General features: G+C 63.2%; 13 protein-coding genes. 5 read left to right on the top strand and 8 right to left on the bottom strand.

Annotated features, from left to right (window positions below):
• Positions 1-3: 3 nt before the first annotated feature.
• Positions 4-1,218: an MFS transporter gene (locus ACTJK7_RS16200; RefSeq protein WP_323162408.1), complete on the top strand. Its 1,215-nt coding sequence runs from the start codon at positions 4-6 to the stop codon at positions 1,216-1,218.
• Between the two features lie 46 nt (positions 1,219-1,264).
• On the opposite strand, the gene ACTJK7_RS16195 is transcribed toward ACTJK7_RS16200, so the two are convergent.
• The 4 genes from ACTJK7_RS16195 to ACTJK7_RS16180 form a co-directional block, all read right to left on the bottom strand.
• Positions 1,265-2,041 carry an alpha/beta fold hydrolase gene (locus ACTJK7_RS16195; RefSeq protein ID WP_064382021.1) on the bottom strand — a complete coding sequence of 259 codons (777 nt, stop codon included), beginning with the start codon at positions 2,039-2,041 and terminating at the stop codon, positions 1,265-1,267.
• A gap of 24 nt (positions 2,042-2,065) precedes the next feature.
• A complete protein-coding gene (locus ACTJK7_RS16190; RefSeq protein WP_007958539.1) occupies positions 2,066-2,575 on the bottom strand; it encodes a cytochrome P460 family protein in 510 nt (169 codons plus the stop codon).
• Positions 2,576-2,599: 24 nt separating this feature from the next.
• The gene (locus ACTJK7_RS16185; protein WP_323151371.1) at positions 2,600-3,643 is read right to left on the bottom strand and encodes an alpha/beta fold hydrolase; all 1,044 of its coding nucleotides are present in this window, start codon (positions 3,641-3,643) and stop codon (positions 2,600-2,602) included.
• Between the two features lie 71 nt (positions 3,644-3,714).
• Complete coding sequence (locus ACTJK7_RS16180; RefSeq protein ID WP_323162409.1) at positions 3,715-5,061, bottom strand: epoxide hydrolase family protein; 1,347 nt, start codon at positions 5,059-5,061, stop codon at positions 3,715-3,717.
• 216 nt (positions 5,062-5,277) lie between these two features.
• Here ACTJK7_RS16180 and ACTJK7_RS16175 point away from each other — a divergent pair, with 216 nt between their 5' ends.
• Complete coding sequence (locus ACTJK7_RS16175; protein ID WP_108561366.1) at positions 5,278-6,507, top strand: MFS transporter; 1,230 nt, start codon at positions 5,278-5,280, stop codon at positions 6,505-6,507.
• Here ACTJK7_RS16175 and ACTJK7_RS16170 read toward each other — a convergent pair.
• Positions 6,494-7,459, bottom strand: a complete 966-nt coding sequence (locus tag ACTJK7_RS16170) for a quinone oxidoreductase family protein (RefSeq protein ID WP_440780572.1) — start codon at positions 7,457-7,459, stop codon at positions 6,494-6,496. The genes ACTJK7_RS16175 and ACTJK7_RS16170 overlap by 14 nt on opposite strands.
• 338 nt (positions 7,460-7,797) lie before the next feature.
• Here ACTJK7_RS16170 and ACTJK7_RS16165 point away from each other — a divergent pair, with 338 nt between their 5' ends.
• The 3 genes from ACTJK7_RS16165 to ACTJK7_RS16155 all read left to right on the top strand — a co-directional run bounded on the left by ACTJK7_RS16165 (position 7,798) and on the right by ACTJK7_RS16155 (position 10,823).
• A complete protein-coding gene (locus ACTJK7_RS16165; RefSeq protein ID WP_234420614.1) occupies positions 7,798-9,759 on the top strand; it encodes a PAS domain-containing sensor histidine kinase in 1,962 nt (653 codons plus the stop codon).
• Positions 9,759-10,130, top strand: a complete 372-nt coding sequence (locus tag ACTJK7_RS16160) for a response regulator (protein ID WP_064382027.1) — start codon at positions 9,759-9,761, stop codon at positions 10,128-10,130. Before ACTJK7_RS16165 ends, ACTJK7_RS16160 begins: the two co-directional genes overlap by 1 nt.
• 78 nt (positions 10,131-10,208) lie before the next feature.
• Positions 10,209-10,823: a response regulator transcription factor gene (locus tag ACTJK7_RS16155; protein ID WP_108561357.1), complete on the top strand. Its 615-nt coding sequence runs from the start codon at positions 10,209-10,211 to the stop codon at positions 10,821-10,823.
• On the opposite strand, the gene ACTJK7_RS16150 is transcribed toward ACTJK7_RS16155, so the two are convergent.
• The 3 genes from ACTJK7_RS16150 to hchA all read right to left on the bottom strand — a co-directional run bounded on the left by ACTJK7_RS16150 (position 10,810) and on the right by hchA (position 15,408).
• Entirely contained in the window at positions 10,810-13,692 is a 2,883-nt protein-coding gene (locus tag ACTJK7_RS16150; RefSeq protein ID WP_108561354.1) for an ATP-binding protein, read from the bottom strand. The genes ACTJK7_RS16155 and ACTJK7_RS16150 overlap by 14 nt on opposite strands.
• 121 nt (positions 13,693-13,813) lie before the next feature.
• Positions 13,814-14,533 carry a PA1136 family autoinducer-binding transcriptional regulator gene (locus tag ACTJK7_RS16145; protein ID WP_108561351.1) on the bottom strand — a complete coding sequence of 240 codons (720 nt, stop codon included), beginning with the start codon at positions 14,531-14,533 and terminating at the stop codon, positions 13,814-13,816.
• On the bottom strand, positions 14,530-15,408 hold the full coding sequence (gene hchA, locus ACTJK7_RS16140; protein ID WP_108561349.1) for a glyoxalase III HchA: 879 nt from the start codon (positions 15,406-15,408) through the stop codon (positions 14,530-14,532). The genes ACTJK7_RS16145 and hchA overlap by 4 nt, the downstream gene beginning before the upstream one ends.
• Between the last annotated feature and the right edge of the window lie 88 nt (positions 15,409-15,496).

Genomic DNA, 15,496 nt, shown 5'->3' with positions numbered 1-15,496 from the left:
CCCATGGCAATCACCCGCAATCTCTCCGGTCACCAGCAGAGCGTCACGGCGGTGATCGGCCTGCTGATCCTGTCCATCGCCCTGCGTCCGCCGATCATTTCGGTGGGGCCGATTCTGTTGCTGATCCAGCAGCACTTCCAGTTGAGCTACACCCAGGCCGCGCTGCTGACTTCGATTCCCGACGTGTGCATGGGTGTGTTCGCGCTGGTGGTTCCGAGCCTGGCCAGGCGCTTCGGGATCGATCGCAGTGTGGTGGTCGCCCTGACGTTGTTGGGCGCTTCCACCTTGTTGCGGGCGATCTCGCCGAATGCATTCTTCCTGCTCGGCAGTACGTTCTTTGCCAGCATCGGCATTGCGGTTGCCGGCGCGATGACCGGCGCGTGGATCAAGACTCACTTTGCGCAACGGCCGGCGCTGTTCATGGGCATCTATGCCGGCGGCTTGAGTCTGGGCGCGACCCTCGCGGCGGTGCTCAGCGCGCCGATTGCCGAGCTGGCGCAGGACTGGCGAGTCAGCGCCGGAGTCTGGAGCGTGCTGTGCCTCACCGCCATCGCCAGTTGGGTGTGGATGGCACGGCGTTTTGCGACACCGGCGCCCACCGTGAAATCGCCATCTAGCCCGAGCAAACGCCTGCCCTGGGGCAATCCGCAGGCCTGGCTGATCGCGTTGAATTTCGGTGCCGGGCAATTCGTGGTCTATGCCCTCTTCGCCTGGATGGCGCCCGCCTCGGTGGAAGCGGCCACGTCGAGTGTTTCCCCGGGCGTCCTGCTGGGCATTTTTACCGCGGTGTTCGCCGTGGCCAGCGTGGGGGCGGGACTGATTCCGGGCAAGGCCCACGACCGGCGCGGTCTGCTCGGGCTGTCGGGGTTGCTGGCCCTGCTCGGGGTGGGCGGCATGGCGTTCCTGCCGGCGTACTGGCCGATGCTGTATGTGGTACTCGCGGCCATCGGCCTGGGCATGGGCTTCACCGTGGCCATGACCTTGCCGCTGGATCACGCCAGCACCAGCGAACAGGCCGGATTGTGGACGGTGTTCATGTTGTTCATCGGTTACCTGATCGCCGCGCTCGGGCCGCTGTTGTTCGGTGCCCTGCGTGAATACGCCGGAGACTATGGCCCGGCGTACACCTTGCTGTTCGCGGTACTGCTGTTGATGCTCGGCATCACCCCCCTGCTCAGGCTGGCACCGGCTGGATCGCCGCAGGTGTCCGTTGCCTGAGCGGGAGGTGACAGCCCTGCGACGCGCCTCGGCACGTCGCAGGCTTTCAGTTGGCCGCCGCGGCTTTCTCAATCAGCCGGGCCACGGGTGCCGGGTTCGACACCATCACCACGTGCGACGCGCCCTTGACCACCTCAACCGCCTTGGCATCCGCACGCTTGGCCATGAACGCCATCGCCTGGGGCGGGATGTTCTTGTCCTTGTCCCCGTAGATGTACCACGACGGAATGTGCTTCCAGGCCGGCGTGCCGGCCTGCTCGTTCAGCGCGGCTTCGGTGACCGGACGTTGAGTAGCCGCCATCAGCGCCGCTTGTGCAGCCGGGACATCGGCGGCGAACTGGTCATGGAACTTGCTCTGCTGGATGTACAAGTCCTTGCCGCCATCGGCCAGCGCAACGGGTGGCGCCAGTGTTGGCCCGAGGGTGCTGCCGGGAAACTTGCCGGCCAGCCCGGCGACGGTTTCACCGGCCTCGGGGGCAAACGCGCTGACGTAGACCAGCGCTTTGACATTGGCATGATCGTTGGCCGCATCACTGATGACGTTGCCGCCATAGGAATGACCGACCAGCACCACCGGCGACTGGATGCTGCTGAGCAACGCCGATACCGCTGCGCCATCGCTCTTGACGCCGCGCAGCGGATTGGCGGCGGCGATCACCGTGTAGCCATCCTTCTCGAGAATCTTCGCCACGCCGTTCCAGCTCGACGCGTCGGCAAACGCGCCGTGCACCAGCACCACCGTGGGTTTGGCGGTTTGGGCGAAGGCATTGGCGCCCAGGCACAGGCCCGCAGCGATGCTCAGTGCAATCAGTGTTTTTTTCATCTGGATGTTCCTCGTATGACGGATTCAGGGAGCGTATCGAGTGAAGACAAAATCGTGGTTCTGCACCCGCGCCTGATGGCAGGCAAAGCAGGTCTGGTGCTGGGCTTCATCAGCGGGTTTGCCGTTGATGAATCGGCCGAATCCCCAGCCACCGGTCGAGGCGTATTTGCGCGAGTCCTTGACCATCACCTGAACGGTGGTGGCCGCTCCCGGAATCGAGGCCGGTTCGAACTCCGGCGACTGCACGTGTTTCCACGCCAGCTTCACCAGCACCGTGCCGTCGGGAAACGGCAGCGTCTTGCTCTGGTAAGCCTTGATCGCCCGGTCATTGCCCAGCACCGCGCGCAGTTCATCCAGCGGCGCGGCTTCCTGGGCCGGGGCAATCAGCGCCCACTGGCGATAGTTTTTCGGCAGTTTCACGCCGTAGATCGGCGAGGCATCGCCGTCATCGGCCTCGCCCAACGCGACACCGGTGGCCGCCAGTGCCGCGAGCGCAATGGCCGCTGGCAGCACGGCCCAATGGTTGAGTTTCATGGTCGGATCCCCTCAGGCCAGCAGTCAAAGATGATCGGCATCGATCACCGCCTGAGCGAACGCCTGCGGCGCTTCCTGCGGCAGGTTGTGGCCGATGCCGCCGCTGATCAGCCGATGTTCGTACTTGCCGGTGAAGCGTTTGGCGTAGGCCTCGGCCGGTGGGTGCGGCGCGCCATTGGCGTCGCCTTCCAGAGTGATGGTCGGTACACCGATGGAAGGGAACGTCGCCAGTTTTTTCTCCAGCGGATCGTATTGCGCTTCCCCTTTGATCAGTCCCAGGCGCCAGCGGTAGTTGAAGATCGACACGGCGACGTGATCCGGGTTCTGCAACGCGGCGGCGCTGCGGTCGTAGGTCGCGTCGTCGAAGGTCCACTTCGGCGAGGCCAGCTGCCAGATCAGTTTGGCGAAGTCGTGGGTGTTCTTTTCGTAGCCCAGACGACCACGTTCGGTCGCAAAGTAGAACTGATACCACCACTGCAACTCCGCCGCCGGCGGCAGCGGCGTCTTGCCGGCGTCCTGGCTGCCGATCAGGTAACCACTCACCGCCACCAGTGCCTTCACCCGCTCGGGCCAGAGCGCCGCGACGATGTCGGCGGTGCGCGCGCCCCAGTCGTAGCCACCGAGCACGGCCTGCTTGATTTTCAGGGCGTCCATGAAGTCGATCAGATCTTTGGCCAGCGCCGCCGGCTGGCCGTTGCGCACGGTTTTGGCAGACAGGAAACGCGTGTCGCCATAACCGCGCGCGTAGGGAATCAGCACCCGATAGCCCTTCTGCGCCAGCGCCGGGGCGACATCGGTGTAGCTGTGAATATCGTAGGGCCAGCCGTGCAGCAGGATGACCACCGGACCGTCGGCGGGACCGACTTCGGCGTAGGACACGTCCAGCAGTCCGGCCTTGACGTGTTTCAGCGCGCCGAACGAAACGTGGGTGCCGGCGGTAATGGCGTCGATCTTGCCGGCGGGCACTTCGGCGGCGCTGGCGTATGCCGAGGCGATGCCCAGCGCAAGCGCCAGGATCGAACCGGCGAGCACGCGCCGGGATGGGGTTACAGCGTTAGAGTCAGTCATGCCGGGTCTCCCTCGTGAACCGCCGGGCGGCGGTTCCGGGCTTGGGGTTAAAGGGCTTGCGGATTGCAGGGCTAGCGCGCTGCCTGAGCAGCGGTTTTCTGCGCGGCCGCGCGCAGTGGCCGGAAGGCTTCGCGCAGTTCTTCGCTGAACAGTTGCGGTTGCTCCCATGCCGCGAAGTGACCGCCCTTGCTGACTTCACTGAAGTAGGCCAGCGACGGATAGGCGCGCTGCGACCAGACTTTCGGCGCCCGGTAGATTTCGTGCGGGAACACAGTGATCGCCACCGGCACCTTGATGTCGGCAGTCTTCTGCGCGGCGGCGCTGAAGTTATTGTTGTTGTTCTCCCAGTAGAAACGGGAGGACGACGCCCCGCTGTCGGTCAGCCAGTACAGGCTGATGTCATCGAGCATTTCATCGCGGCTCAGGACCTTCTCGGGCTGACCGTTGCTGTCGGTCCACGCGGCGAATTTTTCATACATCCACGCGGCCGTACCGGCGGGCGAGTCGGCCAGCAGATAACCGATGGTCTGCGGTCGGGTCACCATCATCGCGCCGTAGGCAGCGTTGCGGCCGAAGAACTGGCTGAGCGAGTTGAAGGCCGTCACCTCCGGCGCGGTCAGCCCTGCCGGGGCCGGGTCGCCGCTGTTGATCGGTTTGACCAGTTCCGGCGGCACGGTTGCCGGCATGTTCAGGTGGATGCCCAGCAAACCGGGCGGCGCCAGGCGACCCAGCGCATCGGATATCACCGATCCATGATCGCCGCCTTGGGACACGTAATGGCTGTAACCCAGACGTTTCATCAACACATCCCAGGCCTTCGCCACCCGGTCAGGGCCCCAGCCGAGCTCGGTCGGTTTGCCGGAGAAACCATGGCCGGGAATCGACGGGATCACCACATCGAACGAGTCCTCGACCTTGCCGCCATAGGCCACCGGATCGGTCAGTGGGCCGATGGTCTTGAGGAATTCGAACTGCGAACCCGGCCAGCCGTGGGTGAGGATCAGCGGCATGGCGTTGGGATTGCGCGAACGCACGTGGATGAACTGGATGTCGACGCCGTCGATAGTGGTCACGAACTCCGGCAACGCGTTGAGCTTCGCTTCGGCCTTGCGCCAGTCGTAGCCGTCGCCCCAATACTTCACCAACGCCTGGACCTGCGCCAGTTGCACTCCCTGGGACACGTCGCCGACCGTTTCCTTGTCCGGCCAGCGAGTGTCGGCGATGCGTTTGCGCAGATCGCTCAATTTCGCTTCGTCCACATGAATGGTGTACGGGCGAATGGCTTGCGCCGGATCCGCGGCCGGGGTCGCGGCCCAGGCGCCGCTGCTGCCAGCGAGTACGGCAACGCCGAGCACGCCGCCCCTGATGGATGACGCCAGGCAATGGCGCCAGGTAAGACCGGACGAAACCGCAACCATGATGGATCTCCTTGTAGTCATTATTCGAAAGGCATCGCCAATCGGATCAGACCACTGCGCTGGCACCGGGGCGATTACACGATGGTGTCGGTCGATACCTTGGTATGACGCGCAGGCCTGGCGCACAAAATCGCGCTCGAATTCAGCAGCGCTTAACGGGCAGAATGCGGCGGGGAAAAGACCCATTTGAATCACAGAGCGGAACAAGGATCGCGGATGCGTGGGGAAACAGCGCTCGAACGCCTGAGCAGTACGCCATCGACCACTTCGCAGTGGTGGGTGATCGGGCTGTGCATGCTGTTCAACGTGATCGACGGGCTGGACGTGATGGCCATGGCCTTCACCGCCAGCCGGGTTGCAGCCGAGTGGGCGTTGAGCGGCGCGCAACTGGGCCTGTTGTTGAGCGCAAGTCTGGTCGGAATGGCGCTCGGCTCGCTGCTGGCCGCGCCCAGGGCCGACCGTTTCGGGCGCAGGCCTTTATTGCTCGCCGGCCTGCTGCTCAGCGGCCTGAGCATGTTGCTGTCGTTCTGGAGCCCGGATCATCACGTGTTGATGCTTTTGCGACTACTGACCGGCATCGGCACTGGGGCGGTGCTGGTGGGGGCGAACGTGCTGACGTTCGAACACGCCAGCCCGCAGCGGCGCAATCTGGCGATCGCGTTGCAATCTCTCGCCTTTGCGATGGGCGCCAGCCTCGGCGGGGTGCTGGCTCATTTACTGAATGATTTGATGGGCTGGCGGTATGTCTTTCTTGCCGGTGGCTGCATCACGCTGGCGGCAGCGCTGGTCGGCGTCTTTTGGCTGCGAGAGTCGCCGTCATTTCTGGCACTCGAACACCGCGCGCCTGTCGCTCCTGCGTCGCCTGACAACGCCAGCCGACCGTTTTCGCCCGGTCAGTGGCAACAGACCACATCGCTGGCACTGGCACTCTTTCTGTTGATGTTCTGCTTTTACTTCGTCATGAGCTGGACCCCGAGCCTGCTGGTCCACAACGGCTTTACTGATCGGCAAGGCGCACGTATCGGGGTGCTGTTGGCTTCTGGAGGTATGCTCGGCGCGCTGTTGCTGGGACTGGCGGCCAATCGTTTCGGCTGCCGGCGATTGTTGTCGGGGTTTCTGCTGCTCAATGCCGCCCTGCTGCCCCTGATGGTGCCGGCCTCTCACGTACCCGGTGTGGCTGCGCTCGTGGCGGTTACGCTCGGCCTGATGCTCAACGGTGCAGTCGCCGCCCTGTATGTCCTGGCTCCTCAAGCGTTCTGCACCTCGGTTCGTACGACCGGTGTCGGCGTGGTGCTGGGGATGGGGCGTCTGGGGGCGATCATTTCGCCGCTGGTCGCCGGTTTTCTGCTGGATGCCGGATGGACCGCACAACACCTGTTCACGTTTTTCGCCGGTAGCCAGGTGTTGGCGGCCCTGCTGATCTGGCGTGGCACTAAGGGACGATGATCAGCTTGCCCGTCGTGTTGCGCGACTCGATATCGCCATGGGCCTGTTGCACCTCGTCCAGTGAATAACGTTTGCCGATGAAGGTTCTCAGTTTGCCGGTGCTGACCCACGCGAACAGTTGCCGGGATTTTTCCAGCAGCACCTCGCGATCGCGCACGTAGTGCATGACCGAGGGATACGTCAGCTTGATGCTGCGCGGCATGCTGAAGATATCGATCGGCGGTGTCGGATTCATGAACGGTCCGTACAAGGCCAGGGTGCCGAAGTAGTCCAACAGCTCCAGCGAGTCGGCGAAACCTTCCGCGCCCGTGCCGTCGTACACCACATTCACCCGCTGCCCCTCGGTCAGGCGCATGACCTGTCCGGCAATGTTTTGCGCTCGCCCGATCACGACATAGTCAGCCCCGGCCGCGAGCACCGCTTCCACCTTGTCGGCGTGAGACACCCGGCCAATGACCTTGCCGCCCCGCAACTTGATCAACTGAGTCAGCATCAGCCCCACGCCCCCGGCCGCCGCGTGCACGAAGGCCACGTCACCCGGCTGGATCGCATGCACCTTGTCCACCAGATTGCTGGCGGTCAGGCCCTGCATCATCAGGCTGGCAGCGGTGCTGAAGTCGATATCGTCCGGCAACGGCACCAACTGGCTGACCGGGGCGATCACCTGTTCGGCGTAGCTGCCCGGCACGTAATGCCAGGCCACGCGGTCACCGACAGCGAACTCCGTCACCTGCGGGCCGCTGGCCAGGACGACGCCGGCGCCTTCTGCACCCAGCGTCAGCGGTAGCTCCCAGGCAGCGCCGAGCCCGCGTCGGGCACCGGTGTCCATGAAATTGATACCCGCCGCCATGACCTTGACCAGGACTTGTCCGGGCCCCGGTTCTGCCAGTTGAATGTCCTGCACCGTCAAGACTTCAGGCCCGCCAAAGGCCTGGATAACCACTGCTTTCATAATGTTCTGCCCTGTCATAGGGACGACCGGTCCTGCTGCCTTTCGGGTGGCAGGAGCGCGGACGTCACGTTGCTTTCACTCAACGTCGAAGGACGTTGAAACCAGGGCCAAGGCTGCGCGGCGGATGTATCCCGGCGGTTTCGCCAACCGGGCGCTGTGCATGCTTGTATGGCTAGAGGGGCCGTAGATACAGTGGCTTACAAATGCGCCACTGCGATGTCCGTCGCAGTGCGCGATGGCAGCAGATATTCGCTACGGGCGACACCAAAGTATGATGGGCGAGTGCCAGCAGAAGGCGCATCTTTGTTCAACGGTGACTGCACACAATGAGAATCGGTATGACGAACGAGCAGGAGCGCGTCATCGAGGACGGTCCAGGCCGCGCGGGTGACGCGGTCATGCCGGCGCCGGGGGGCGACTCGATCATCGACAGCATCCCGGCCATGGTCGCCTTCATGACGCCGTCCGGTGAACTGGAACAGGTCAATCGGCAAATCATGGACTACATCGGCGCCCCTCTCCATGAACTGAAAAAATGGCAGGCCGGCGAAACCGTGCACCCGGACGACCTGCCCTCGGTCATCGCCGCCTGGATGCATTCAGTCAGCACCGGCACCCCCTACGAGATCGAGCATCGCATTCGTCGCGCCGACGGTGTCTATCGCTGGTTCCATGTGCGCGGCCTGCCGATCAGAGACAGCGAAGGCCAGATTACGCGCTGGTGCGTGCTGCAAGTCGATATTGATGAGCGCCGACGGGACAAGGCCTTGATCGCCAGTGCTCTGGCCGAAGTCAGTGCGTCGGAAGAACGCCTGCGCGGGATCATCGACGCCGTTCCCGGTTTTGTCTGGAGTGCCTCGCCGGAAGGCAGCGTCGGTTTCGTCAATCAACGCTGGTGCGATTACACCGGCATGTCCCTCGAACAAGCCTGCGGTGATGGCTGGACAGCGTCCATCCACCCGGACGACGCACCAGGGCTGGCAGGCTATTGGCAAGCGCTTCTGCAATCGGGCAGCGCCGGCGAATACGAGGCTCGACTGAAACGCTTCGACGGCGTTTACCGCTGGTTTCTGATTCGCGCCGTGCCCCAGCGCGACGATACGGGGCGGGTCGTGCGCTGGTATGGCGAGAACACCGACATCGAAGACCGTAAACGGGCGGAAGTCTTTCTGGCCAAGGCCCAACGCCTGAGCGCCACCGGTACGTTTTCCTGGCGGGTGAGCACCGACGAAATCACCTGGTCGGACGAGGTCTACCGCATCCTTGAACTGGACCCGGACACGCCGCCAGGTTTCGAGGCGATCTATCGCCGCGTGCACCCGGACGACATCTCCAGCCATCGGGAGATGATCAAGCGCCAACGTCGCAAGGGGCGCGACTTCGAACACGAACATCGGCTGCTGATGCCCGACGGCACGGTGAAATACGTGCGGCTGGTGGCGCACTCGATCGCCCATGCGCCGGACGGTTTCGAATACATTGCTGCCCTGCAGGACATCACCCAGCGCCGGCTCGCCGAAGAGGTCTTGAGCAAGGCGCGCTCGGAGCTGACGCACCTGGCCAGAGTCGCCAGCCTCGGCGCCGTCACGGCGTCGATAGCCCACGAGGTCAATCAACCGCTGGCCGGCATCATCACCAACGCCAGCACCTGCCTGCGAATGCTCGGTGCGGACCCACCGAATGTCGATGGCGCCAGAGAAACCGCGCGCCGCACCATTCGCGACGGCAATCGCGCAGCCGATGTGATCAATCGACTGCGGGCGCTGTTCTCGAAAAAAAGCATCACGATCGAGGACGTCAATCTGAATGACGCGGCACGGGAAGTCATCGCCATGCTGCTGGGCGAACTGCAACGCAACGGCGTGGTGCTGCATCCGCAATTTGCCGAAACCCTGCCGCTGGTCAGAGGCGACCGGGTCCAGCTGCAGCAGGTGATCCTCAACCTGATCATGAATGCCGCCGAGGCCATGAGTGCGGTCCACGGCCGGCCCCGGCAATTGATCGTCAGCACCGGGCTTGGCGCGGACGAGAGCGTTTACCTGGCGGTGAAGGACAGCGGCAACGGCGTCGATCCGCAGGACATCGAACGCATTTTCAATGCGTTCTACACCACCAAAAGCTCGGGCATGGGCGTCGGTCTGTCCATCAGTCGCTCGATCATCGAACGCCACGACGGCAAACTCTGGGCCAGCGCCAACGACGGACCGGGTGCGACGTTTACCTTTGCCATCCCGAATTCGACGGACTTGCCGCAAACCGCTAACCGCGACCTCGCCGATCACACCGTGGAGAATGATTGATGGGTACGCATTTGCTCGTATCGGTGGTCGATGACGACGAATCGGTTCGTGAATCCCTGCCGGACCTGATCAAGGAGTTCGGCTTTGCCGTCCAGGCGTTTGCCTCAGCGCAGGCGTTTCTGGCATCGCCCTATCTGGACCTGACCCATTGCCTGATTCTCGACGTGGCCATGCCGGGGATGTCGGGCCCGGATCTGCAACGCGAGCTGCTGCGGCGTGACTATCGCATTCCGGTGATTTTCATCACCGCGCACGGCGACGCCAGCGAACAGGCGAAGCTGCTGAACGGTGGCGCCGTGGAGTGCCTGTTCAAACCCTTCAGCGAAGCCCAATTGCTCAAGGCCCTGAGCGCCGCCCTGCCCCTCGACTGAGCGTGAAGCCGAACAGAACAAGGAATCGACATGTTGAACGCGAACAACGCAATCGCCCCTTCCCGTGGAGCATTACCGATGAGTGAGGTCACGCCCGTCGTATTCGTTGTCGATGACGACATTTCCGTGCGCGAGTCGCTGGAACTGATGATCCGCTTCGCCGGTTGGCAGCCACGGCTGTTCGAGTCGGCGCAGGATTTTCTCGACGCGCCCAGAGCGCTGGTGCCCAGTTGCCTGGTGCTGGACATCAACTTGCCCGACCTGAGCGGCCTGGACCTGCAGACCGCCCTGGCCGACGAACGCTACAACATGCCGATCATCTTCATCACCGGGTACGGCGATATTCCGCGCACGGTGCGGGCCTTGAAGGCCGGTGCGGTGGAGTTTCTGACCAAGCCGTTCAACGACGACGTGATTCTCGGCGCCATGGCCGATGCGCTGCAAAGCAGTCGCGTGGCGCTGGAGGGAGAAAAGAATCTGCGTGCACTGCTTGAGGCTTACAAGACCCTGACGCCGCGCGAGCAGGAAATCATGGCTTCGGTGGTCAGCGGGCGACTCAACAAACTGATTGCCGCCGACCTCAACATCAGCGAAATCACCGTGAAGGCCCATCGCGGCAAAGTGATGCGCAAGATGAAGGCCCGTTCGCTGGCGGACCTGGTGAAAATGGCGGCACTGATTACGCCGGAGTAGCGGGCAGTCTCTGCCAGAAGCTTTCCAGCCGACGCAGATCAAGGCTGTCGAAGCCTTCCGACGCCCGCTCGCGGCAGGCACCGAGCAACGCCCGGGCCTGATCCGGTTGACCCTGTTCCAGCCAGAACCGGGCCAGATCCATCGATGACCGCAACTCCCACGCCCAGGCGCCCTGCTCGCGGCTCAGCGCAATGGAATCCTCAAGAACCGCCAGCATGGCCTGAACATCGTCGGCCTGAATCACTTTGAGAATACCGGCCTTGATCCGCAGTAACTCCGGCAGCGCAAAGGCATCACCGCTTTGCCGGCAGTGAGCGATGGTGCCGTCAACCAGGGTCAGTGCCTTTGGGTGTTGGCCCACCAGCATCAGGCCTTCGGCCAGTGCGATTTCAAATGAGGTCGTGAGCAGTTCGTAACGCATGCTGCGCAACCGCGCCAGACTTTCTTCCAGCATGGCAACTGCATCCCCCGGCTCCTCGGCGCGGATGGCGATCGCCGCGCGCAACCCGTGGCACGCGGCAATGTAAGGGCCAAGCGCGTTGGTTTCGGCGATGGCGCGGAACCGCTCAAGGCTCGCGGTGGCCTTCGCCAGATCACCGGTCCAGATATAGATGCACAAGATCCAGACCATGGCGATGCAGTAGGTGACCGGATGCTGCAACGCCGACGCTTCGGCCTCAATCTGCTCGGCCCAGCGCCGCGCCTGGTCGGGATAGCCCAGCAGCCACAGCGAGCGCGCCAGCGCCAGCCCCGTGCGATTGCGGTGATCGAAGCCGTAGTAAATCGTGTTGCTGGGATGGGACGGCAAGCTGTTGCGCAGCGAGCTTTCCAGTTCCTGGCGGGCCAGACGCTGGTTGCCGAGCAAGTGATGGGAGATGCCGGTCAGCGATGAGGCAATCGCGATGGCGGCAGGCTCGTTGAGGATATTGCCGACTACGGCCGCCTGCTCCGCCCAGGCCAACGACGAAGGGAAATCACCGATGCGCTCGTAGAAGATCTGCAGACGCCCCAGCAACCTCAGCTGGGAGCCGTAGTCGTTCAACGCGACGGCGATGTCCTGCGCCCGGAGCAAGGCCTTTTCCGCGGCTTCGCTGTTGCCTCGGGTGAACATCAGGACCAGGCCGAGTGCGGCTTGCAATTCCATTTCGGTCGGCGTGCCGTAGTAACCCAGCTCCAGCAGTTCCACCGCCCGGGAGCACCAGGTGCGGCACTCGACCAGCAAGGAAAAATGCAGGAACAACGGCGCGCTCGCAGCCGCCAGCGGCAACGCCAGCCCGGGATCGCCATGGGGCCCGAAGCTCCATTCCAGCGCACCGCGAACATTGCCCAACTGGCTGGCGAGACGCGCCGAGTGACGGAAAATCTCCTCGGGGGAAGTCCCGAGATGCCCGAGCAAATCCATGTAAAACGCCGCGTGGCGGAACGCCAGCGCATTGACCTCGGCCTCTCCCCGCGCTGTCAATTTCTCCCGGGCGTAGGCGCGCGTCATCTCCAGCAAGCGATACGAATCCGTCGAGTCACTGTGATCGACCGTGACCAGTCCCTTGCACACCAGATCATCGAGGATCGCGGCCGTTGTGGCGCTTTCGTGTTGCGATTCGGCAACTACCTGCGCGGCGGCTTCCTGGGAAAATGGCCCGACGAAGACCGAAAATCGCTCCAGCGCCAAGCGCTCTTGCGGCGACAGCAGGTCATAACTCCAGTCGAGCATGGCACGCAGGGTCTGATGGCGCGGCACCGCCGTCCTGCGTCCCGACCAGCCCAGCGAAAAACGCTCGCCGAGCAGTGCATGGGTGGCCTTCAATCCATGACTGGCGACCCGCATCGCCGCCAGTTCGATCGGCAGCGCCATGCCCTCCAGCCGCTGGCAAATGTCCGCAATCATTTGCCCTCCGTCCGCTTCCAGCAACAGCGCCGCATTGCTCGACGATGCACGTTCGACAAACAGCTTGATGGCCGGGAATGCCAGCAATTCTTCAACGCAAAGGTGTTGGGGCTCACGGGGAAATTCCAGCGGATTGAGCCAGTGCACGTATTCGCCACGTACCCGCAGCGGTTCGCGACTGGTCGCCAGAACCCCGACATCCGGCGCGGTGTCGCTGATCTGTTCCAGAAGGATCGAGACCGCGTCGATCAGGTGTTCGCAATTGTCGATCACCAGCATCAACCGCTGCTCGCGCAAATGTGCGAGCAGGACAAACATCGGGTCTTCCGCCTGCACCGGGATGTCCAGCGATCGGGCCAGTGCCGATGGCACCAGCGCGCAGTCTTCCACTTGTGCCAGATCGACGAAGCTGACGCGCTCATAGCCTTGGGCGGCGATGCGGTGCGCCACTTCGATGGCCAGGCTGGTCTTGCCGACGCCGCCGGGGCCGACGATGGTGAACAACCTCGGTTGCTGCATATGGTCGATGACCAGTTGCAGATCGGTTTCGCGGCCGATCAGTCTGGCCCGTGGCGGCAGACTGCAGACGCCCTCTGTGGCTCGGGTAGCGATGGGCGCCGGGTGCACAGCGGTCTGTTTTCTTTCCAGCGGCGCGACGAAGGCATACCCCACGCCCACCTGGGTCGCGATGTAACGTGCCTGCTCCTCGCCATCGCCAAGAATCCGCCGCAGGCCGGTCATATGGAAACGCAGACTGCCTTCGGCCACCACACTGTCGGGCCACACCTTGTCGATCAGGTCGTACTTGGACAGCACCCGCCCCGGCTGCTCGAGCAAGGCGATCAACAGATCCAGCGCCCGCCCGCCGATCTCGACCGCCACCCCGTTGCGGGTCAGCAGCCGTTTGCCTGGAACGACGCAGAAAGGACCGAAAATGAATTGGGTCGTGAGGGATTCGTGCAATGCGTCCGGAAAAGACTCCACGAGGATCGATCTCTCTAAAAAACGTAGGGGGCGAAGCCGGTTGCAGACAGCCGGCGCAGGCCCTTTGCATCATAGGAGTTTTGCACCGCCGTTCAAGCACGGCACCGGCAGAGTGAGAACCTCACCCCTTTATTTCACCCTTGCGAATGGCAATCTTGATTGCTTGGGCGGTGGTGGCCACGCCCAGATGCCGACGCGCCGAACGCAGGTGATTTTCCACCGTGCGCCCGGACAAGCCGAGTGTGGCGGCGATGTCGGCCTGCCGGCGACCGGCAGCAACCCACGCCAGCACTTCGCGCTCGCGGGTCGAGAGTTTTCCGGCCGTCTCATCCAGCGGCGCTTCGAGCAAGCGTCGGGCGGAGAAAAACGCCACCGAGGCGAGCATGCTCAGCGCCAGACGAACCCGCGCCGAGGCATCGATCTGTTCGCCACCCAGGCTCATGGCGCCTTCAAGCCCTTGCGGGCCGAAGATCGGAATCTGCAAGCCATGCACGCCCGGGCCGCTTGGCACGCGAACCAGCCGATACAGTTCGCCGCTCTGCTCCTGCACCTTGCTCCAGAAGAACGATTCGCGGGTGTCCAGCAGGTGGCGAGTCACGGGGCAGCGCTGAACGTAGGTCTCGGCGTCGACAGCGATGCCGTCGCCGAACCAGTCGCCTTCCACCCAGTAAATGCGCTCGACCACGTCCTCCGACGCCGAGGTGGCGGAGAACAGGACGAACCGATCGTAACCATAGGCCCCGGCGAAACCGCGAACGGCCTTCTGGATCGCCACCAGCGTTTGCGCCGCCTCGATGTCGAGAGCGGCGCGCAAGAGTGCCTCGGCAGGTCCGGAGCTCACCCCGACATGACCTCTTTCAGAAGCGCTGCCGCCGCCAGTTTGCCCAGTGCGTTGCCCGCCAGCGGACTGTCACCGGTCAGCAATTTGCGATCCTGAAGCGTGGCCCCGGAAATGTCCTGGTTAGTGATTTCCACACCGAGCGCCTGCAACTGCTCGCCGAACTTCCAGGTCAGGTGGCCGGGCATGTAACCGATGTCGGGGGTTGTCGCGTCCAGCGCATCGGGAAAGGCGCAGATCCGGTAACCGTTGAAGATGCATGAATCTTTTGTTTCACCGAGGCCGGCCGCCAGCAACGCCGCCGGGCCGTGGCACAGGGTAATGACAAATTTGTCCTTGGCGACGGCCCATTGCAGGATCTTTTTCACGTCCTCGCTTTCCGGCAGGCCGATCAGCGCACCGTGCCCGCCGGGAATGAACACGCCGATGTAGTCCGAGTTTTCGCCCAGCGCGTCTTCGATCACTTGGGACAGCTTGAGCGGACGCTTGAACTGATCGCGATATTGCTCGTAGAAGCCCTTCACTTCGGCATCTTCGGAGGGCATGGCCCAGAATTCGAACTTGACCGGATTGCCCGACAGCGTCGCGACATCGAAGCCGAAACCGGCCTTGTCCAGGTGATACATCGGCAGCAGCGTTTCAACCGGGTGATTGCCTGTGGAGAACATCGTGCCGTTGTCGGTCAACAGATAGCGCTCGTCCGCGCCGATCATCAGAATCTTCCAGCGCCCGCCCTTGTAACGATTGGGGTACTCGGCATCACTGAGATCGGATTTGGGCGAAGTAAACTGGCTGAGGGAATACGGCGAGGGGAAAAACGCATTGTCCTCGGCCGGATCGGGGGTTGGGCGCTTGTCGTCAGTCTGCGTGGTAGCCATGGTGCTCTCCATCGAGTGGGTCAACGTCGGAGTTCATGCTAGTAAGGCGTCAGCGTTACAACAATGAGGGTTTTCCCTCAAAAGATCA

The organism is Pseudomonas sp. 22085 (assembly GCF_052045815.1).
GTDB lineage: Bacteria > Pseudomonadota > Gammaproteobacteria > Pseudomonadales > Pseudomonadaceae > Aquipseudomonas > Aquipseudomonas glycinae.
Note: the sequence above shows the minus strand (reverse complement) of the source record. Positions and strands in the feature narration are given on the sequence as shown.

Coding starts and splice junctions, on each gene's coding strand:
- ACTJK7_RS16190 (WP_007958539.1), bottom strand. CDS start 2,575: ATGAAACTCAACCATTGGGCCGTGCTGCCAGCGGCCATTGCGCTCGCG.
- hchA (WP_108561349.1), bottom strand. CDS start 15,408: ATGGCTACCACGCAGACTGACGACAAGCGCCCAACCCCCGATCCGGCC.
- ACTJK7_RS16195 (WP_064382021.1), bottom strand. CDS start 2,041: ATGAAAAAAACACTGATTGCACTGAGCATCGCTGCGGGCCTGTGCCTG.
- ACTJK7_RS16165 (WP_234420614.1), top strand. CDS start 7,798: ATGACGAACGAGCAGGAGCGCGTCATCGAGGACGGTCCAGGCCGCGCG.
- ACTJK7_RS16170 (WP_440780572.1), bottom strand. CDS start 7,459: ATGAAAGCAGTGGTTATCCAGGCCTTTGGCGGGCCTGAAGTCTTGACG.
- ACTJK7_RS16200 (WP_323162408.1), top strand. CDS start 4: ATGGCAATCACCCGCAATCTCTCCGGTCACCAGCAGAGCGTCACGGCG.
- ACTJK7_RS16155 (WP_108561357.1), top strand. CDS start 10,209: ATGAGTGAGGTCACGCCCGTCGTATTCGTTGTCGATGACGACATTTCC.
- ACTJK7_RS16175 (WP_108561366.1), top strand. CDS start 5,278: ATGCGTGGGGAAACAGCGCTCGAACGCCTGAGCAGTACGCCATCGACC.
- ACTJK7_RS16160 (WP_064382027.1), top strand. CDS start 9,759: ATGGGTACGCATTTGCTCGTATCGGTGGTCGATGACGACGAATCGGTT.
- ACTJK7_RS16185 (WP_323151371.1), bottom strand. CDS start 3,643: ATGACTGACTCTAACGCTGTAACCCCATCCCGGCGCGTGCTCGCCGGT.
- ACTJK7_RS16180 (WP_323162409.1), bottom strand. CDS start 5,061: ATGGTTGCGGTTTCGTCCGGTCTTACCTGGCGCCATTGCCTGGCGTCA.